Below are 17,627 nucleotides of genomic sequence, written 5' to 3' on the forward strand. Positions count from 1 at the left end.
TGGTCCACGAGGTGCGTACCGGAGGCTGAACTACGCTCGGATCGCCCGCTCGGGGATCCGGCGGGATCAGCACGTGCGCAGGCGGACGGGAGCGTGGCCCGTGACGGATCAGGCGGTGGACTTCGGCGGCTCGGGCGGTGCGGACCGGTCCGGTACGCGGGCCGGGCGCCGTCGGTTCTTCGGGCGGGTGCGCGAGCTCAAGGAGCTGCGGGCCGACATCGCCCGCGCCGGGCTCGACACCCTCGCCGGGCGGCCCTCCCCGCGCGCCCGGGTCCTGCTGATCGCCGGACGGCCCGGCAGCGGGCGCACCGCGCTCGCCGAGGAACTGGTCGGCGACCTCGCCCGCGGCTACCGCGACGGCGTGCTGCGCGCCCGGCTCACCGAGCCCGGCGGCGAGCCGGTGCCCGTCGAGCGGGTCGCCCGCGGGCTGCTGGACCGGATCGGCGTCCCCGCCCCCGCCGGGGCCGGCGAGGACGAGCTGACCCAGCTCCTCCGGGACACCTTCGCCGAGCGCCGCGCCCTGCTCCTGCTGGACGACGCCGCGAACGCCGAGCAGGTCGACGCGCTGCTACCCGACAACCCCGACTGCCTGGTCGTCGCCGTCGCCCGGGGCCCGCTCACCGGCGTCCCCGACGTACGGCCCTGCACGGTCGGCGGACTGGACGCCAAGTCCGCCATCGAACTGCTCGACAGCTTCACCGGCTCGGTACGGATCACCGTCGACCCACAGGCCGCCGAGACGCTCACCGAGCTGTGCGGCGGCCAGCCCGCCGCCCTCGTGCTGGCAGGCGGCTGGCTCGCCGCCCGCCCCATGTCGTCCGTCGCCGACCTCACCAAACGGCTGCGCTCCCTGCCCGACGAGCCGGACCGCCCCGCCGCCTCCCGCCCGCTGGCGCGCGCCTTCCGCCTGGCCTACGAGGCGCTGCCCGCGCCCGCCGCGCGGATGCTGCGCCTGCTCGCCCTCGCCCCGGTCGGTCTCGCCGACGCCCACACCGCCTCCGCGCTGGCCGGCTGCTCGGTGTCGGCCGCCCGGTCGATGCTGGAGGGCTTCGCCGCCTTCGGGCTCCTCCACGAGGCGGACGCCGAACAGTACGAGGTGCCCGGCTGCCTCCTGCCGCTGCTGCGGGAGCGGCTGGACACCGAGGACCGGCCCGCCGAGGTGCAGCTCGCCCGCGCCCGGATGCTGGAGCGGACCGTACGGCTGCTCCAGTCCTGCCGGGCGGTCACCGAGCCGGAGGGCTCGCCCGCCCGGCGCAAGCTCGCCGGGCTGCCCCGGGCGCTGCGCTTCCCGACCCGCGAGGCCGCCGCCGACTGGCTGCGCACCCGGCAGCCCGCGCTGCTGGCCGCCGCCCGGGTCGCCGTCGCCGACGGGGAGCTCGACACCCTGGCCCGCCGCCTGGTCGCCGCCCTCGTCCGGGCGCTCGCCGCGCACCGGGGCACCGAGGAGGCCGCGCCCGAGCTGTACGGGCTGCACCAGCTCGTGCTGGACGTCGCCGAGCGCCGCGGTCTGCACCGCGAGCGGGCCGCCGCCCTGCTGAACCTCGCCGACCTGGACGCCCGCACCGGCCGCACCACCGACGCGCTGGCCCGCTACCGGGCCGCCCTGGACGCCGGAAGGCTCGCCAGTGACCCGTACGCGATCAGCCGCGCGATGGAATCCGTAGGCGGCGCGTACCAGGAGCTGGGGGACTGGCAGCGGGCCGCCGACTGGTACGGGCGGGCGCTCTCCCAGCGCCTGGCCCGCGACGAGCGGGCGGACCAGGCGCGGCTGTACGGCAGGCTCGGTGCCGTACACACCTACGAGGGCCGGTACGGCGAGGCGCTGAGGAACTGGCGGGCGGCCGCGGCCGGATATCGCCGACTCGGTGATCTCGCGGGCCACGCCCGGGCGTTGAGCGAGGCGGCCCGGGTCCAGGAGTACGCCGGCCGGCCGCAGGACTGCCTGCGCACCTGCGAGGAGGCCGTGGAGTGGGCGCGCCGGGCCAAGGACGTGCGGCTTCTCGCGGCGCTCCAGCTCCGGCTCGCGGACACGCTCGACCGGCTCGGCGATCCCGCCGCGGCCCGGCTGCACCGGGCGGCGGCTGATCGACTGTTGGGAACGGAGGACTCCGCCGGTGGGACTGCCTACGAAATCCGCAGTGCTTCAGCCAAAGATTAGGGCTTTGCAAGGCTAGACAACGGGAGACCCTTCAATAGACTGGGTGAGCCGCGATTGACCGCGGTGTATCCCGGTGCGTCCTGTGCATCCGGGTATGTATTGCATTGCCCCCGTACCCCCAAAGCCAAGGACCGTGATCGACGTGAAGGTCGGCATCCCCCGCGAGGTCAAGAACAACGAGTTCCGGGTGGCCATCACCCCCGCCGGTGTGCACGAGCTCGTGCGCAACGGTCACCAGGTCTTCATCGAGCAGAACGCCGGTGTCGGCTCCTCGATCACGGACGACGAGTTCGTCGCCGCCGGCGCGCGGATCCTGTCGACCGCCGACGAGGTGTGGGCCACCGCGGACCTGCTGCTGAAGGTCAAGGAGCCGATCGCGGAGGAGTACCACCGCCTCCGCAAGGACCAGACCCTCTTCACCTACCTGCACCTCGCCGCCTCCCGTGAGTGCACGGACGCCCTGATCGAGTCCGGCACCACGGCCATCGCGTACGAGACGGTCGAGACCGCCAACCGCGCCCTGCCGCTGCTCGCCCCGATGTCCGAGGTCGCGGGCCGGCTGGCCCCGCAGGTCGGCGCCTACCACCTGATGCGCTCGGCCGGCGGCCGTGGCGTCCTGCCGGGCGGTGTCCCGGGCACCCACGCCGGCGAGGCCGTCGTCATCGGCGGTGGCGTCTCCGGTTGGAACGCCACCCAGATCGCCGTCGGCATGGGCTTCCACGTGACCCTGCTCGACCGTGACATCAACAAGCTGCGCGAGGCCGACAAGATCTTCGGCACGAAGGTCAAGACCGTCGTCTCCAACGCCTTCGAGCTGGAGAAGGCCGTCACCGAGGCCGACCTCGTCATCGGCGCCGTCCTCATCCCGGGTGCCAAGGCCCCGAAGCTGGTCACCAACGAGCTCGTCGCCAAGATGAAGCCCGGAAGTGTCCTTGTCGACATCGCGATCGACCAGGGCGGCTGCTTCGAGGACTCCCGTCCGACCACGCACGCCGAGCCGACGTTCACCGTCCACAACTCGGTCTTCTACTGCGTCGCCAACATGCCGGGCGCGGTGCCGAACACCTCCACGTACGCGCTGACCAACGCCACGCTGCCGTACATCGTCTCGCTGGCCAACAACGGCTGGGCCGAGGCGCTGCGCCGCGACCCGGCGCTGGCCAAGGGCCTCAACACCCATGACGGCAAGGTCGTCTACCGGGAGGTCGCCGAGGCCCACGGCCTGGAGCACGTCGAGCTGAGCTCGCTCATCGGCTGACCCGCCGGCTGACCGTCAACGGTTGCCGTCAACCTCACACATCCGGCCGGACCTTGCTCGACGAGGTCCGGCCGGACGTGTGTCCGGCGGCCTCCTGACCGACGCTCAAGTCGTCTCGAACGTAACCCTTTAACCGTTTCGCACACCCGCGAAACGTGTCGATGCGTGGCCGTGCGCCCTTGACAGGGGAGTGTTTCTTTGCCGACACATCGGCCCGCGTCCGGGCGATTGTGTTGCTGCGGAGCGGTGACACGCCATAGAGTCGCCAACCGTCGGCATGGTGCCACGCTGACCTATCGATAAGTTTCCTGGCCACTTCCAAGGAGGTAAGACGACTTGTGAATGAGTCGACATTTACTCCCGGAGGTGGTCAGCCAGGAACGGTCGGCGATGCCGGCTCGGTCGCTGTCCGAACCTTCGCGGCCGGCCAGCAGCACATGACGACAGCCCACACGATGAAGATGATGGACGGCCAACACGTGAACGCCATGGCCGGCAACGAGAGTGGCCGAGAGTCCACCCACTTCGCCGCCTACGACGAAGTCCCCGAGGGGCACTTCTACGACCCTGACGCCGAGTACGAGCCCGACCCCGAGTACGCGGCCACCCTCGCCCCCGACGCTGCCCGCCAGCGCCGCGAGCGGATCGGCCCCACCGGACGGCCCCTGCCGTACTTCCCGATCCCCGGACCGCTGACCGACCACGGTCCCGCGAAGATCATCGCGATGTGCAACCAGAAGGGCGGCGTGGGCAAGACGACGTCGACCATCAACCTGGGCGCCGCGCTCGCGGAGTACGGACGGCGGGTCCTGCTCGTCGACTTCGACCCGCAGGGAGCCCTGTCGGTCGGTCTCGGTGTGAACCCGATGGAGCTCGACCTCACCGTCTACAACCTGCTCATGGAGCGGGGCATGTCGGCGGACGAGGTCCTGCTGAAGACCGCCGTGCCCAACATGGACCTGCTGCCCAGCAATATCGATTTGTCAGCCGCTGAAGTGCAGTTGGTGAGCGAGGTCGCGCGAGAGTCCACGCTGCAGCGGGCGTTGAAGCCCCTGCTGAACGACTACGACTACATCGTGATCGACTGTCAGCCCTCGCTCGGTCTGCTGACCGTCAACGCGCTGACGGCCGCTCACAAGGTGATAGTGCCGCTGGAGTGCGAGTTCTTCGCGCTGCGTGGCGTCGCGCTGCTGACCGAGACCATCGAGAAGGTCCAGGAGCGGCTCAACCCGGAGCTGGAGCTCGACGGCATCCTCGCCACGATGTACGACTCCCGCACGGTGCACAGCCGCGAGGTGCTCGCGCGCGTCGTCGAGGCCTTCGACGACCACGTGTACCACACGGTGATCGGCCGGACCGTGCGCTTCCCGGAGACCACGGTCGCGGGTGAGCCGATCACCACGTACGCCTCGAACTCGGTCGGTGCGGCCGCCTACCGCCAGCTCGCCAGGGAGGTGCTCGCCCGGTGTCACGCCGAGTGAGTCTGCCCGGTGCCGACGAGTTGTTCCGTACGACAGGGGGCATGGCGCTTCAGTCGTCCACCCCGCGCCGCCAGAACGGCGAGCCGCGGGTGCCGGCGCCGGCCGGCGAGAGCGACACCTCGGCGGCGGCCCCCGCCCCCGCCTCCGCTCCGGAGGAGCACTCGGCCGCCGAGGCGGACGCGGCGGAGCCCCGCAGCCGGGCGGCGGAGGACCCGGCGCCCGCGCCCGCCGCGCAGGCCTCGCCGGCCTCGCCGCCCGCGAAGGCGGCCGCCCCGGCGCCGGCCCGCCGCCGGGGACGCGCGGCGAACCGGCGGCCCAGCGGACGCGAACGGCACGACGAGAAGATCACCGTGTACGTCTCCGCCGAGGAACTCATGGACCTGGAGCACGCCCGCCTGGTCCTGCGCGGCGAGCACGGCCTCGCCGTCGACCGCGGGCGCATCGTCCGCGAGGCGGTCGCCGTGGTGCTGGCCGACCTGGAGTCGCGCGGCGACGCGAGCATCCTCGTGCGGCGCCTGCGCGGGCGCTGACGGTAGCCTGCGCGGGCCGCCGCCCGTTTTCGCTTCGCCCCTGGACCAGGATGCCCCCGACCGACGCTCCCACCCCCCGCCGCCGCGCCCTGGGCCGCGGCCCGGGGGCCGCACGGCCGGAGGCCCCCGGCTCCCGGGCGCCCGAACCGCCGCCCCTGCCGGCTCCGCCCGAACCGGCCGGCGCCCCCGAGCCGGTTCAGGAAGCCCCCGAGCCCGCCCCGGAGGCCCCGGAACCCGTTCCGGACGCCGCGGTCGCCCCAGAACCCGTTCCGGACGCCCCGGTCGCCTCCGAGCCGGTCCCGGGACCCGTTCCGGATGTCACGGACGGGCGGTTCACCGTGCGGCTGGCGAACTTCGAGGGGCCCTTCGACCTGCTGCTCCAGCTCATCTCAAAGCACAAGCTGGACGTCACCGAGGTCGCCCTGTCCAGGGTCACCGACGAGTTCATGGCGCACATCCGGGCCATGGGGCCCGACTGGGACCTCGACCAGACCACGGAGTTCCTGGTCGTGGCCGCCACGCTGCTCGACCTCAAGGCCGCCCGGCTGCTGCCCGCCGCCGAGGTGGAGGACGAGGAGGACCTCGCGCTGCTGGAGGCGCGGGACCTGCTGTTCGCACGGCTGCTCCAGTACCGCGCGTACAAGCAGGTCGCCGAGATCTTCAGCGACCGGCTCGACAGTGAGGGGCGGCGGTACCCGCGTACGGTGGGGCTCGAACCGCACCACGCCGAGCTGCTGCCGGACGTCGTCATCAGCATCGGCGCCGAGGGGTTCGCCAAACTGGCCGTCAAGGCCATGCAGCCCAGGGCCAAGCCGCAGGTGTACGTCGACCACATCCACGCCCCGCTGGTCAGCGTCCGTGAGCAGGCCGAGGTGGTGATCGCCCGGCTGCGGGAGCGGCGCGAGGTGAGCTTCCGGGAGCTGGCCCAGGACGCCCCGGACACCCTCACCGTGGTGGCCCGCTTCCTGGCGCTGCTGGAGCTGTACCGGGAGAAGGCCGTCGCCCTGGACCAGGACGAAGCGCTGGGGGAGCTCGTCGTGCGGTGGACGGGTACGGACGGCGTCGCCGTGACGGACGAGTTCGACCGCGAGAGCGGCCAGGAGGAGACGTGATGGAGCTGAAGCCGGCCCTGGAGGCCGTCCTCATGGTCGTCGACGAGCCCGCCACCGAGGAGCACCTCGCCAAGGTGCTGGACCGCCCCCGCCGGGAGGTCGCCGACGCGCTGCGCGAGCTGGCCGACGAGTACGACGTACAGCGGCGCGGCTTCGAGCTGCGGCTGGTCGCCGGGGGGTGGCGGTTCTACACGCGCCCCGAGTACGCGGAGGCCGTGGAGAGCTTCGTCCTCGACGGGCAGCAGGCCCGGCTCACCCAGGCCGCCCTGGAGACCCTCGCGGTCGTCGCGTACCGCCAGCCGGTGAGCCGGTCGAGGGTCTCGGCGGTACGCGGAGTCAACTGCGACGGGGTCATGCGCACCCTCCTCCAGCGGGGTCTGGTCGAGGAGGCGGGCACGGAACGCGAAACAGGTGCGATCCTGTACAGGACGACGAACTACTTCCTGGAGCGGATGGGCCTTCGCGGCCTGGACGAGCTCCCCGAGCTCGCGCCCTTCCTCCCCGAGGCGGACGCGATCGAGGCAGAGACGCAGGAAGGGCTCCCGTCGTTCGATCCAGACGACGACAAGACGGAACTTTGATGCGAAGCAGCAGCGGCAGGAACAGCAGCGGAAACAACGGCGGGAGCCGTGGTGGCAACAGCGGCGGCCGCGGCAGCAGCGGCGGCCGTGGCAATTACCGGGGTGCCGGTAACAGCCGCGACGACCGGCAGGGCCCCAAGCGCGGGAGCAACCCGCGCCGCCCCCGCCCCGAGGAGCGCAGCTACGACGTGGGCGGCCCGTCCGAGGCCCCGAAGCGCGGACGCGGCGCCGCGGCCCGCGGCGGCGCCAAGGGCGGACCCAAGCAGTCCCCCCAGCGCGGTGGCGGCCGCACGACCCCGGCGCGCCCGCGTGAGCTGGACGCCCGGATCGAGGAGCGCAACCGCGAGCGGTACGCGAACAAGCCCCAGATCAAGACCCCCAAGACGTTCGGGGACCAGGAGGGCGAGCGGCTCCAGAAGGTGCTCGCCCGCGCCGGCATGGGCTCCCGGCGTGCCTGTGAGGAGCTGATCGACGCCGGCCGGGTCGAGGTCAACGGCAAGATCGTCATCGAGCAGGGCACGCGCGTCGACCCGGAGAAGGACGAGATCAAGGTCGACGGGCTGACCGTGGCGACCCAGTCGTACCTCTTCTTCGCGCTGAACAAGCCCGCCGGTGTCGTCTCGACCATGGAGGACCCGGACGGCCGCCAGTGCCTCGGCGACTACGTCACCAACCGTGAGACGCGGCTCTTCCACGTCGGACGGCTCGACACGGAGACCGAGGGCATCATCCTGCTCACCAACCACGGTGAGCTGGCCCACCGCCTCACGCACCCGAAGTACGGCGTGAAGAAGACCTACCTGGCCGCCATCACCGGCCCGCTGCCGCGCGAGGTGGGCAAGCGGCTCAAGGAGGGCATCCAGCTCGAGGACGGCTACGCCCGCGCCGACCACTTCCGGGTGGTCGAGCAGACCGGCAAGAACTACCTGGTCGAGGTGCAGCTCCACGAGGGCCGCAAGCACATCGTGCGCCGCATGCTCGCCGAGGCGGGCTTCCCGGTCGAGAAGCTCGTACGGACCGCCTTCGGTCCGATCCAGCTCGGTGACCAGAAGTCGGGCTGGCTGCGCCGCCTGACGAACACCGAGGTCGGCATGCTGATGAAGGAAGTCGGGCTGTAACAGCCCATACCGGTAAGAAAGCCCGTGGCCTGCGGAAAGGCCGCGGGCTTTCGCGCTTGTGGGGTGCCCTCGGGCACCTTTATAGTCAAGGTGACTCTTAAGGAGGCGGCGTTGCGACTCCCCATCACCCTTGCCGCGTACGGCGGGCGGACCTGGACCCACGGGGGTGGCTCAGGCCCCTACGCCTGCGCGGTGGGGGTGATGCGGGTATGAGCGAGCGCCGCGAGCCGCGCCCGGACGGCTACGACCCGTACGCCTTCGAGCCGTTCGCCGTCACCGTCGACCTGGCCGTCTTCACCGTCCGCGAGGACGCGCTCCAGGTCCTGCTCGTCCAGCGCGGACAGGAGCCCTACAAGGGCTGCTGGGCCCTGCCCGGCGGGTTCGTGCTGCCCCGCGAGTCCGCCGGCCAGGCCGCCCGCCGCGAGCTCGCCGAGGAGACCGGCCTGTCCGACGCCACCGCCGCCCGCCTCCACCTGGAACAGCTCCGCACCTACAGCGACCCGGACCGCGACCCCAGGATGCGGGTCGTCTCCGTCGCGTACACCGCCCTCGTACCGGACCTGCCGGAGCCCAGGGGCGGCGGGGACGCGGCGCACGCGCAGTGGCTGCCGTACGGCTCGTACGGGCCCCTCGCCTTCGACCACGACACGATCCTCGCCGACGCGCACGAGCGCGTGGGCGCCAAGCTCGAGTACACCTGCCTCGCCACCGCCTTCTGCCCGCCCGAGTTCACCCTCGGCGAGCTGCGGCAGGTGTACGAGACGGTGTGGGGCGTCGAGCTCGACCGCCCCAACTTCCGGCGCAAGGTCCTCACCACACCCGGATTCGTCCAGGCCGTGGAAGGGCCGCCGCGCCTCACCGGCGGACGGGGGAAACCGGCCGCTCTGTACCGGGCGGGAGAGGCCACGGCCCTGCACCCGCCACTGCTGCGACCGGAAGGACGGCAGGAATGATCACGTCCAGGACCATCACCAAGCAGGCGGCCACCGGCTCGCTCATCGGGCTCGCGCTCGGCGACGCGCTGGGCTTCCCGACCGAGTTCAACGACGTCCCCGCCATCCTCGCCAAGTTCGGGCCGTGGCGCGGGATGGCCCTGCCGAAGCCCGCGATCGTCACCGACGACACCCAGATGACCCTCGCGGTGGCCCGTGCCGTCCGGACCGCGCTCGGCCGGGGCCCGCTCGCCCCGCTGCGGCTGGTCCGGCCGCTGCGCGAGGAGTTCGTCGACTGGTACCACTCGCCCGAGAACAACCGGGCGCCCGGCCGCACCTGCCTGGTCGCCTGCCGGAAGCTCGACACCGGCGGCGACCGGCCCTGGCAGGAGGCCAGCCAGATCGGCTCCAAGGGCTGCGGCGCCAACATGCGGGTCGCGCCCATCGGGCTCGTACCGGGACTCAGCCAGGAACAGCGCGCCGGCGCCGCCCAGCTCCAGGCCGCCCTCACGCACGGCCACCCCACCGCGCTGGCCGCCTCCGACCTCACCGCCCGGGCGGTGTACCTGCTCTCGCAGGGCGCCGAGCCGATGGGCCTGGTCGGGCAGCTCCGCTCGTACGCGTACGAGAACCGCTCCCGCTACCACCAGCAGTGGCTCGGCGACCTGTGGACGTACTCCCACGACGCCACGCCGCAGGCCTTCATCGAGCGCGGCTGGGACGAGTGCGCCGACGCGCTGACCACACTGGACGCCGCGCTGCGCACGGCCGACCCGGAGACCGATCCGTGTCTGCTGACGGGCGAGGGCTGGATCGCCGAAGAGGCCCTGACGACCGCCCTCTTCTGCTTCCTGCTCTTCCCGGAGGACCCCCTCACCGCCCTGCGCCGTGCCGCCTGCACCAAGGGCGACTCCGACTCCATCGCCTGCCTGACCGGCGCCTTCGCGGGTGCCCACCTCGGCGCCGGGGCGTGGCCGAAGGAGTGGGCGGACCGGATCGAGTACGGCAGCGAACTGCTGACGCTGGGGGCGCTCTGGGACGCCTGATCCCGCCGGCCGGCTACCCGGCCCGCAGCGCCGACGCCCGCCGGGTGCGGAACAGGAAGTCCTCGACGGCCCGGCGGTCCGGTTCGGGTGGGAGCGGGGACCGCACGGCCGCCTCGTCCGCCTCGGTGGCGAGGCGGGTCATCCACGACTCGACCTCCTGCCAGGACACCTCACCGCGCTTGACGGCCAGCAGCCGCTCGCGCGCGTCGCCCACGTCGATCACCAGCTCGCCGGTGCGCAGCAGGTCACGGCAGGTCGCCAGCAGGCGCAGCAGGTGCATGGCGTGCTTCCAGCGGGGCGCGCCGTACTGGCGGACGTCCGCGTCGAGCTTCTTGCGCTGGCCGGTCGCGTACCGGACGAAGGTCTGGTGCGCCTGGCGGGACAGGAACGCGCCGCGCAGCGGCAGCAGTTCGCGGCCGGTGTCGTCGACGTGCTCGACGAGCGGTGAGTGCAGGCACTCCAGGATGTTGGGGTTGGCGCGCAGGGCCAGCTCGCAGAAGCGCTCCAGCTCCCAACTGAACTGTTCCTCCGCGGGGCCCTCTATGTGTGTGGGCGGCTTGTCGAACCGCCACTGGAGCGGGGTGGGGGCCAGGAACACACCGCGGCGGTCGGTGTCGCTGTCGTCCGTGGCCAGCCCGAAGGCGCGCGACCCCATGACGCAGGAGTAGATCGTGTGGTCGCGCACCAGTTCGTCGGGGGTCGGCATGCGCCAGACCCTACGTCAGACGGATGCTGTCCCCCGTGACGGTGATCTGCTCGGCGGGCAGCGGCCGGGTGGCGGGGCCGCGGGCGACCGAGCCGTCGGCGATGCGGAACCGGCTGCCGTGGCAGACGCAGTTGATCGTGCCGTTCTCCACCGTGGCGACGATGCACGCCTGGTGGGTGCAGACCGCGGAGAACGCCTTGAACTCGCCCTCCCGCGGCTGGGTCACCACGACCTTGCGCTCCTTGAAGATCGTGCCGCCGCCGGCCGGGATGTCGGCGGTGCGGGCCAGCTCGCCGTCCGGCGGCTGCGGCGTGGGCGTGGACGTGGGCGGCGCAGGGGACGCGGGCGACGCGGGCGACGTGGGGCCGTCGTCGCCGCAGCCCGTGACCAGCGCGGCGGTCGCGGAGGCGGCGGCGGCGAGGACGGTACGGCGGGGGGTGGGTGCTGGACTCATGGGCCGCATCCTGGCCCCCTGCGCCCCCCGGACGAAGCAACCGCGCTGACGGTTACGCCCGGGGAGCGAGCCCCGTGACGCGGCCGGCCGCATCACGGCGGATCTCCCGTACGCCCACGACGGCGGCGCGGTCGAGCGGACCGTACACATGCGGGAAGCGCCGGTCGCCCGAGCCCTCCCAGCGGACCTCGGCGGTCAGCAGCGCCTCGTCGAGGAGCAGCAGGAGCAGCGGACCCGGGACGTCCCGGTAGTGGGCGTCGACGATGGCCAGCGCCGTGTCCTCGTCGGGCGAGCAGTGCACGAAACCCTCGGAGGCGAGGGAGGCGGGGCGGTACGGGGCCTCGGGGCCGGCCGTCCATTCGGGCTCCGGTACGACATGAAACAGCATGCCGACAGTCTGCATGCCGGACACATCCGGCGCGTCCGCCCCGGCTGACTAGGCTGAACGACAGCACACGCGCGAGCGGCACGGACGAAGGAGCAGGCACGTGGCGGTACGAGCGGTCCGAGGGGCCGTCCAACTGGAGCGGGACGACGCCGGGCACATGCGGGACCAGGTCGGCGAGCTGCTCACCGCCGTACTGGAGCGCAACGGCCTCACCGCCGACGACCTGATCAGCATCTGGTTCACCGCGACGCCCGACCTGCACAGCGACTTCCCGGCCGTGGCGGCGCGCGAGCTCGGCATCGTGGACGTCCCGCTGCTGTGCGCCCAGGAGCTGGACATCGCCGGCGCCATGCCGCGCGTGGTGCGCCTGCTCGCCCACGTCGAGACCGACCTGCCCAAGTCCGCCGTCGCGCACGTCTACCTCGGCGCCGCGGCCGCCCTCCGCAAGGACATCGCCCAGTGAGAACCGCAGTCGTCATCGGAACCGGGCTGATCGGCACCTCGGCCGCCCTCGCGCTGACCGGGCGCGGCGTCACCGTCCACCTCGTCGACCACGACCCCGCCCGGGCCCGTACCGCCGCCGCGCGCGGCGCGGGCACCGAGGAACCGCCCGAGGGCCCCGTCGACCTGGCGATCGTCGCCGTACCGCCGGCGTACGTCGCCGCCACCCTCGCCGAAGCCATGCGCGGCGGTATCGCCCGCGGCTACCTCGACGTGGCCAGCGTCAAGGGCGGGCCCAAGCGGGAGCTGGAGGAGCTGGGCCTCGACCTCTCGGCGTACATCGGTACGCACCCGATGTCCGGCAAGGAGCGCTCGGGCCCGCTCGCCGCGACGGCCGACCTCTTCGAGGGCCGCCCGTGGGTGCTGACCCCCACCCGGGACACCGACACCGAGGTGCTGAACCTCGCCCTGGAGCTGGTCGCCCTGTGCCGGGCGGTCCCGGTCGTCATGGACGCGGACGCCCACGACCGGGCGGTCGCGCTGGTCTCGCACACCCCGCAGCTCGTGTCCTCGATGGTCGCCGCGCGGCTGGCGGACGCCGACGAGACGGCGGTACGGCTGTGCGGGCAGGGCATCCGGGACGTGACGCGCATCGCGGCGTCCGACCCGCGCATGTGGGTCGAGATCCTGTCGGCGAACCCCGGCCCGGTCGCCGACGTCCTCGCCGGAGTGGCCGCGGACCTGAACGAAACGGTCGAGGCCCTCAGGTCCCTCCAGTCCGCCGACGAGGACAAGCGGCGCGACGGCGCCACGGGCGTCGAGGACGTCCTGCGCCGCGGCAACGCCGGCCGCGCCCGCGTCCCCGGCAAGCACGGCGGCGGCCCGGTCGCCTACGAGACGGTCGCCGTCCTCCTCAGCGACCAGCCCGGCGAGCTCGCCCGCATCTTCGCGGACGCGGGCCGGGCGGGCGTCAACATCGAGGACGTCCGCATCGAGCACGCGACGGGCCAGCAGGCGGGCCTCATCCAGCTCATGGTCGAGCCCGCCTCCGCCCCCGTCCTCTCGGCGGCCCTCCGCGAAAGGGGCTGGGCACTGCGGCAGTAGCCCCCCGGCGGCGGGCGTAGCTCGAATGGGTGCAAGGGGTACGGGCAGCAGTCGGTAACCTTGTGCCGGGCCCCTTGGCATCCGGCCGGCCCTCTCCCGCGTACCAGGAAGGTGTCCGACACCGTGGAATCCGTGATCGTCGCCATCGACGGCCCCTCCGGCACGGGCAAGTCGAGCACCTCCAAGGCGGTCGCCGCCAAGCTGGGGCTCAGCTACCTGGACACCGGCGCGCAGTACCGGGCGATCACCTGGTGGATGATCACCAATGGCGTGGACGTCGCCGACGCGGACGCCGTCGCCTCCGCCGCCGGCAAGCCCACCATCGTCTCCGGCACCGACCCCTCCCACCCGACGATCACCGTCGACGGCGTGGACGCCTCCGGACCCATCCGGACCCAGGAGGTCACCTCCAAGGTCAGCGCCGTGAGCGCCGTGCCCGAGGTGCGGCAGCGGATCACCGAGCTCCAGCGGTCCATCGCCGCGAGCGCCGAGCAGGGCATCGTCGTCGAGGGGCGGGACATCGGCACCACGGTCCTGCCCGACGCCGACCTGAAGATCTTCCTCACCGCGTCCCCCGAGGCCCGCGCCGCCCGCCGCTCCGGCGAGCTCAAGGGAGCCGACGTCCACACCACCCGCGAGGCGCTGATCAAGCGGGACGCGGCCGACTCCAGCCGCAAGACGTCCCCGCTCGCCAAGGCGGACGACGCCGTCGAGGTCGACACCACCGACCTCACGCTCCAGCAGGTCATCGAGTGCGTCGTCACCCTCATCGAGGAGAAGCGAGCCGCCGCGTGACCCCACCCTCCGAGAAGGGCGCCGCGGTCGGCCGGGGCATCGGCATCGGGCTGATGTACGGGCTGTGGAAGCCCCGCGTCCTCGGCGCCTGGCGGGTCCCGGCCTCCGGGCCCGTGATCTTCGCCGTCAACCACGCGCACAACCTCGACGGCCCCATGCTGATGGGCACCGCGCCCCGGCCCGTGCACTTCCTGATCAAGAAGGAAGCGTTCAAGGGGCCGCTCGGCCCGTTCCTGGAGGGCATCGGCCAGCTCAAGGTGGACCGCGGGGCACCCGACCGCACCGCCATCACCGGCGCCCTCGACGTGCTGGCGCACGGCGGCGTGCTGGGCATCTTCCCGGAGGGCACCCGGGGCGAGGGCGACTTCGCGTCGCTGCGCGCCGGCCTCGCGTACTTCGCCGTACGCAGCGGCGCCCCCATCGTCCCGGTCGCCGTCCTGGGAAGCACCGACCGCCGCGGACGGTTGATAAAGGCGCTGCCCCCGCTGCGCAGCCGCGTCGACGTCGTCTTCGGCGACGCGTTCCAGGCGGGGGACGGCTCCGGACGCCGCACCCGCACGGCGCTGGACGACGCGACCGTACGCATCCAGGAGCGGCTCACCGCCCACCTGGAAAACGCCAAGCGCCTCACCGGGCGCTGAGCCAGACTTGAGTAGCGGATCGCTCGATCCGCCGATGATGAACGAGGAACGGACTTCATGAACGACCAGCACGACCACGGGGCACTCGGCGACACCGAGTACGCGGAGTTCATGGAGCTCGCCGCCGAAGAGGGCTTCGACATCGAGGACGTCGAAGGCGCGATCGAGGAGGCCGGGCACGGCCCGCTCCCGGTCCTCGCCGTCGTCGGCCGGCCGAATGTCGGCAAGTCGACCCTGGTGAACCGCATCATCGGCCGCCGTGAGGCCGTCGTCGAGGACAAGCCCGGAGTCACCCGCGACCGCGTCACCTACGAGGCCGAGTGGGCCGGCCGCCGCTTCAAGGTCGTCGACACCGGCGGCTGGGAGCAGGACGTCCTCGGCATCGACGCCTCCGTCGCCGCCCAGGCCGAGTACGCCATCGAGGCCGCCGACGCGGTCGTCTTCGTCGTGGACGCCACCGTCGGCGCCACCGACACCGACGAGGCCGTCGTCAAGCTGCTGCGCCGGGCCGGCAAGCCCGTCGTCCTCGCGGCCAACAAGGTCGACGGCCCCTCCGGCGAGGCCGACGCCGCCATGCTCTGGTCGCTGGGCCTGGGCGAGCCGTTCCCCGTCTCCGCGCTCCACGGCCGTGGCACCGGCGACCTGCTGGACGAGGTCCTCAAGGCCCTGCCCGAGGCGCCTGAGCAGAGCTTCGGCACCGCCGTCGGCGGCCCGCGCCGCATCGCGCTCATCGGCCGTCCGAACGTCGGCAAGTCGTCCCTGCTCAACAAGGTCGCCGGCGAGGAGCGCGTCGTCGTCAACGAGATGGCCGGCACCACCCGCGACCCGGTCGACGAGCTCATCGAACTCGGCGGCACCACCTGGAAGTTCGTCGACACCGCCGGTATCCGCAAGAAGGTCCACCTCCAGGAGGGCGCGGACTACTACGCCTCGCTGCGTACGGCGGCCGCCGTCGAGAAGGCCGAGGTGGCCGTCGTCCTGATCGACACCACCGACTCCATCTCCGTCCAGGACCAGCGGATCATCACCATGGCCGTCGAGGCGGGCCGCGCGCTCGTCATCGCGTACAACAAGTGGGACGAGCTCGACGAGGAGCGCCGCTACTACCTGGAGCGCGAGATCGAGACCGAGATGCAGCAGGTCTCCTGGGCCCCGCGCGTCAACGTCTCCGCCCGTACCGGCCGCCACATGGACAAGCTCGTCCCGGCGATCGAGACGGCGCTGGCCGGCTGGGAGACCCGCGTCCCGACCGGGCGGCTGAACGCCTTCCTCGGCGAGCTCGTCGCGGCCCACCCGCACCCGATCCGGGGCGGCAAGCAGCCGCGCATCCTGTTCGGCACGCAGGCGGGCACCAAGCCGCCGCGCTTCGTGCTGTTCGCGTCGGGCTTCCTGGAGCACGGCTACCGGCGGTTCGTCGAGCGCCGGCTGCGCGAGGAGTTCGGCTTCGAGGGCACCCCGATCCACATCTCGGTGCGCGTGCGCGAGAAGCGCGGCCGCAAGAAGTGACCCGATGACGACGTCGGGGCCGGAGCGAATCGTTCGCTCCGGCCCCGACGTCGTCGTTCCCGCTGTCGTTCACAGCCCCCTGCGAGGCGCCGGCGGCAGCGCCGCCGGTACGTGGTGGTGGCCGGTGTGCCGCCGCATGCCGACCTGCTGCCACCCCGTCGTGTAGCCGCTGCTGTGCTGTGTCTGGTACGAACCGGTGCCGCCCGAGCCGAACGTCCCGAAGGCCTTGAACCCCAGGTCCTCCTCGCCACTGCGATCGCCCGGCAACGTCCGGAACGACCTGAGGTACTCCGAGTACAGCGCGTCGTAGATCGGCGTGGCCGACTGGGTGGACAGTCCCTCGTGCGCGGAACGCATGGCGGGAATCTGCTGGTACGGCTGGCGGGATGGCTCGTATGCGTGCACGTATGTGCCAACGACCTCGCCGCCCTTCGGATGCGGCCCCGGGCCGGAAAACGCCGGTCGCGGTACCGGTGTGACCGGCGGCCCGTACGCGGGCCGTGTGCCGGGGCGCGCGGCCGGGTCGTCCACGGCCCTGGCGTGCATCAGGTGCCGGCCAGCGGCATCGCCGCCGCCACCAGCCGGCCGTTCGCCGCCGCCTTCTCCAGGGCGTCACGCAGCAGGTCCTCGCGCGGCTGCTGGCCGATGGAACCGACCGGGGCCGCGAAGACCAGCACCGTGTGCGACTTGTTCGCGGCGGCGCGCCAGCCCTCGGTGACCTGGAGCGGCTGGTGGGCCTGCCACCAGGCGACCGGGCTGCCGCCCCCCGTACCCGGCTGGAGGATGGCGTGCAACTGGCCCATGGCCAGCAGCACCGACCAGCCGCCGATCGCCGCGGGCTTCTGGTTCACGTCGGCGACCGGCAGGAAACCCTGCTCCAGCAGCAGCGGCAGGAACTCGTCACCGCCGCCGGTCGACCCCGGCCGGGCGATGGGCGCCGTCGGCTCCACGACCAGCGCCGGGTGCAGTTCGTTGTCGATCAGTACGAGACCACTGGTGACGCCCAGGACGGCCTGGTCACCGGCGGCCACGGGCGCCGCGGGGGCCACCGGGGCGGCCTGCGCCTCGGTACCGGTGATGGACCGGACGGCGCCCTGGAGCTGCTCCTCGGCGACCTTGACGACCTGGGAGGGGATGCAGGTGGCGTGGGCGAAGGCGAGGACGGCGGTCTCCTCGCCGACGAACAGCACGGTGCTGGTGCGCTCCTGCTCGGAGTCGCCCGGGGTGCGGCAGGAGGTGCAGTCGTAGCTGCCCGGGGCGTTCTCGCCGGCGAGCAGCCGGTCGGCCTCTTCATCGCCGATCTCGGCGCGTACGTCCTCGCTGACGTCGAGCATGCGGGGCACGGGTGGCTCCTCGGACTCGTTGCGTGCGATGCC

Annotated in this window: 19 protein-coding genes; 14 read left to right on the plus strand and 5 right to left on the minus strand. The window is 72.6% G+C overall.

Annotated features, from left to right (window positions below; translation table 11 throughout):
* Positions 1 to 100 precede the first annotated feature (100 nt).
* From AB0J57_RS30025 to AB0J57_RS30065, 9 genes are all read left to right on the plus strand, one after another.
* The gene (locus AB0J57_RS30025; RefSeq protein ID WP_366131494.1) at positions 101 to 2,158 is read left to right on the plus strand and encodes a tetratricopeptide repeat protein; all 2,058 of its coding nucleotides are present in this window, start codon (positions 101 to 103) and stop codon (positions 2,156 to 2,158) included.
* Positions 2,159 to 2,300: 142 nt separating this feature from the next.
* The gene (gene ald / locus AB0J57_RS30030; RefSeq protein WP_366131665.1) at positions 2,301 to 3,416 is read left to right on the plus strand and encodes an alanine dehydrogenase; all 1,116 of its coding nucleotides are present in this window, start codon (positions 2,301 to 2,303) and stop codon (positions 3,414 to 3,416) included.
* Positions 3,417 to 3,754: 338 nt separating this feature from the next.
* The gene (locus AB0J57_RS30035) at positions 3,755 to 4,897 is read left to right on the plus strand and encodes a ParA family protein (protein WP_126886469.1); all 1,143 of its coding nucleotides are present in this window, start codon (positions 3,755 to 3,757) and stop codon (positions 4,895 to 4,897) included.
* Positions 4,894 to 5,427, plus strand: coding sequence for a hypothetical protein (locus AB0J57_RS30040; protein WP_366131666.1), 534 nt, complete (start codon positions 4,894 to 4,896; stop codon positions 5,425 to 5,427). Before AB0J57_RS30035 ends, AB0J57_RS30040 begins: the two co-directional genes overlap by 4 nt.
* Before the next feature lie 50 nt (positions 5,428 to 5,477).
* Positions 5,478 to 6,539: a ScpA family protein gene (locus tag AB0J57_RS30045; protein WP_366131495.1), complete on the plus strand. Its 1,062-nt coding sequence runs from the start codon at positions 5,478 to 5,480 to the stop codon at positions 6,537 to 6,539.
* Entirely contained in the window at positions 6,539 to 7,120 is a 582-nt protein-coding gene (gene scpB / locus AB0J57_RS30050; protein WP_366131496.1) for an SMC-Scp complex subunit ScpB, read from the plus strand. The genes AB0J57_RS30045 and scpB overlap by 1 nt, the downstream gene beginning before the upstream one ends.
* Positions 7,120 to 8,238, plus strand: coding sequence for a pseudouridine synthase (locus AB0J57_RS30055; protein WP_366131497.1), 1,119 nt, complete (start codon positions 7,120 to 7,122; stop codon positions 8,236 to 8,238). The genes scpB and AB0J57_RS30055 overlap by 1 nt, the downstream gene beginning before the upstream one ends.
* Positions 8,239 to 8,447: 209 nt before the next feature.
* Entirely contained in the window at positions 8,448 to 9,191 is a 744-nt protein-coding gene (locus AB0J57_RS30060) for an NUDIX domain-containing protein (RefSeq protein WP_366131498.1), read from the plus strand.
* On the plus strand, positions 9,188 to 10,216 hold the full coding sequence (locus tag AB0J57_RS30065; protein WP_366131499.1) for an ADP-ribosylglycohydrolase family protein: 1,029 nt from the start codon (positions 9,188 to 9,190) through the stop codon (positions 10,214 to 10,216). Before AB0J57_RS30060 ends, AB0J57_RS30065 begins: the two co-directional genes overlap by 4 nt.
* A gap of 13 nt (positions 10,217 to 10,229) precedes the next feature.
* Here AB0J57_RS30065 and AB0J57_RS30070 read toward each other — a convergent pair whose 3' ends face one another.
* Genes AB0J57_RS30070 through AB0J57_RS30080 form a run of 3 tightly spaced genes read right to left on the minus strand, consistent with a single transcriptional unit; the run spans position 10,230 to position 11,764 of the window.
* Positions 10,230 to 10,922: a nucleotidyltransferase domain-containing protein gene (locus AB0J57_RS30070; protein WP_366131500.1), complete on the minus strand. Its 693-nt coding sequence runs from the start codon at positions 10,920 to 10,922 to the stop codon at positions 10,230 to 10,232.
* 10 nt (positions 10,923 to 10,932) lie between these two features.
* Positions 10,933 to 11,376, minus strand: a complete 444-nt coding sequence (locus AB0J57_RS30075) for a Rieske (2Fe-2S) protein (RefSeq protein WP_366131501.1) — start codon at positions 11,374 to 11,376, stop codon at positions 10,933 to 10,935.
* A 52-nt stretch (positions 11,377 to 11,428) separates the two neighbouring features.
* On the minus strand, positions 11,429 to 11,764 hold the full coding sequence (locus AB0J57_RS30080) for a DUF952 domain-containing protein (protein WP_366131502.1): 336 nt from the start codon (positions 11,762 to 11,764) through the stop codon (positions 11,429 to 11,431).
* A 100-nt stretch (positions 11,765 to 11,864) separates the two neighbouring features.
* Between AB0J57_RS30080 and aroH the strand changes: the two genes are divergently transcribed.
* The 5 genes from aroH (at position 11,865) to der (ending at position 16,251) form a co-directional block, all read left to right on the plus strand.
* Positions 11,865 to 12,227 (plus strand): chorismate mutase, encoded by a 363-nt coding sequence (aroH, locus tag AB0J57_RS30085; protein WP_366131503.1) that lies wholly within the window; start codon positions 11,865 to 11,867, stop codon positions 12,225 to 12,227.
* Positions 12,224 to 13,309: a prephenate dehydrogenase gene (locus tag AB0J57_RS30090; RefSeq protein ID WP_366131504.1), complete on the plus strand. Its 1,086-nt coding sequence runs from the start codon at positions 12,224 to 12,226 to the stop codon at positions 13,307 to 13,309. Before aroH ends, AB0J57_RS30090 begins: the two co-directional genes overlap by 4 nt.
* Before the next feature lie 111 nt (positions 13,310 to 13,420).
* Complete coding sequence (gene cmk, locus AB0J57_RS30095; protein WP_366131506.1) at positions 13,421 to 14,104, plus strand: (d)CMP kinase; 684 nt, start codon at positions 13,421 to 13,423, stop codon at positions 14,102 to 14,104.
* Positions 14,062 to 14,745, plus strand: coding sequence for a lysophospholipid acyltransferase family protein (locus tag AB0J57_RS30100; RefSeq protein ID WP_366131507.1), 684 nt, complete (start codon positions 14,062 to 14,064; stop codon positions 14,743 to 14,745). Before cmk ends, AB0J57_RS30100 begins: the two co-directional genes overlap by 43 nt.
* A gap of 57 nt (positions 14,746 to 14,802) precedes the next feature.
* The gene (der, locus tag AB0J57_RS30105) at positions 14,803 to 16,251 is read left to right on the plus strand and encodes a ribosome biogenesis GTPase Der (RefSeq protein ID WP_366131508.1); all 1,449 of its coding nucleotides are present in this window, start codon (positions 14,803 to 14,805) and stop codon (positions 16,249 to 16,251) included.
* A gap of 69 nt (positions 16,252 to 16,320) precedes the next feature.
* Here the strand turns inward: der and AB0J57_RS30110 are convergent, their stop codons facing one another.
* Together AB0J57_RS30110 and AB0J57_RS30115 are read right to left on the minus strand one after the other, a co-directional pair.
* Positions 16,321 to 16,656 carry a hypothetical protein gene (locus AB0J57_RS30110; RefSeq protein WP_366131509.1) on the minus strand — a complete coding sequence of 112 codons (336 nt, stop codon included), beginning with the start codon at positions 16,654 to 16,656 and terminating at the stop codon, positions 16,321 to 16,323.
* A 140-nt stretch (positions 16,657 to 16,796) separates the two neighbouring features.
* Positions 16,797 to 17,594 carry a hypothetical protein gene (locus AB0J57_RS30115; protein ID WP_366131510.1) on the minus strand — a complete coding sequence of 266 codons (798 nt, stop codon included), beginning with the start codon at positions 17,592 to 17,594 and terminating at the stop codon, positions 16,797 to 16,799.
* Positions 17,595 to 17,627: the final 33 nt, after the last annotated feature.

Origin of the sequence: Streptomyces sp. NPDC049837, assembly GCF_040674455.1 — a bacterium.
Taxonomy (GTDB): domain Bacteria; phylum Actinomycetota; class Actinomycetes; order Streptomycetales; family Streptomycetaceae; genus Streptomyces.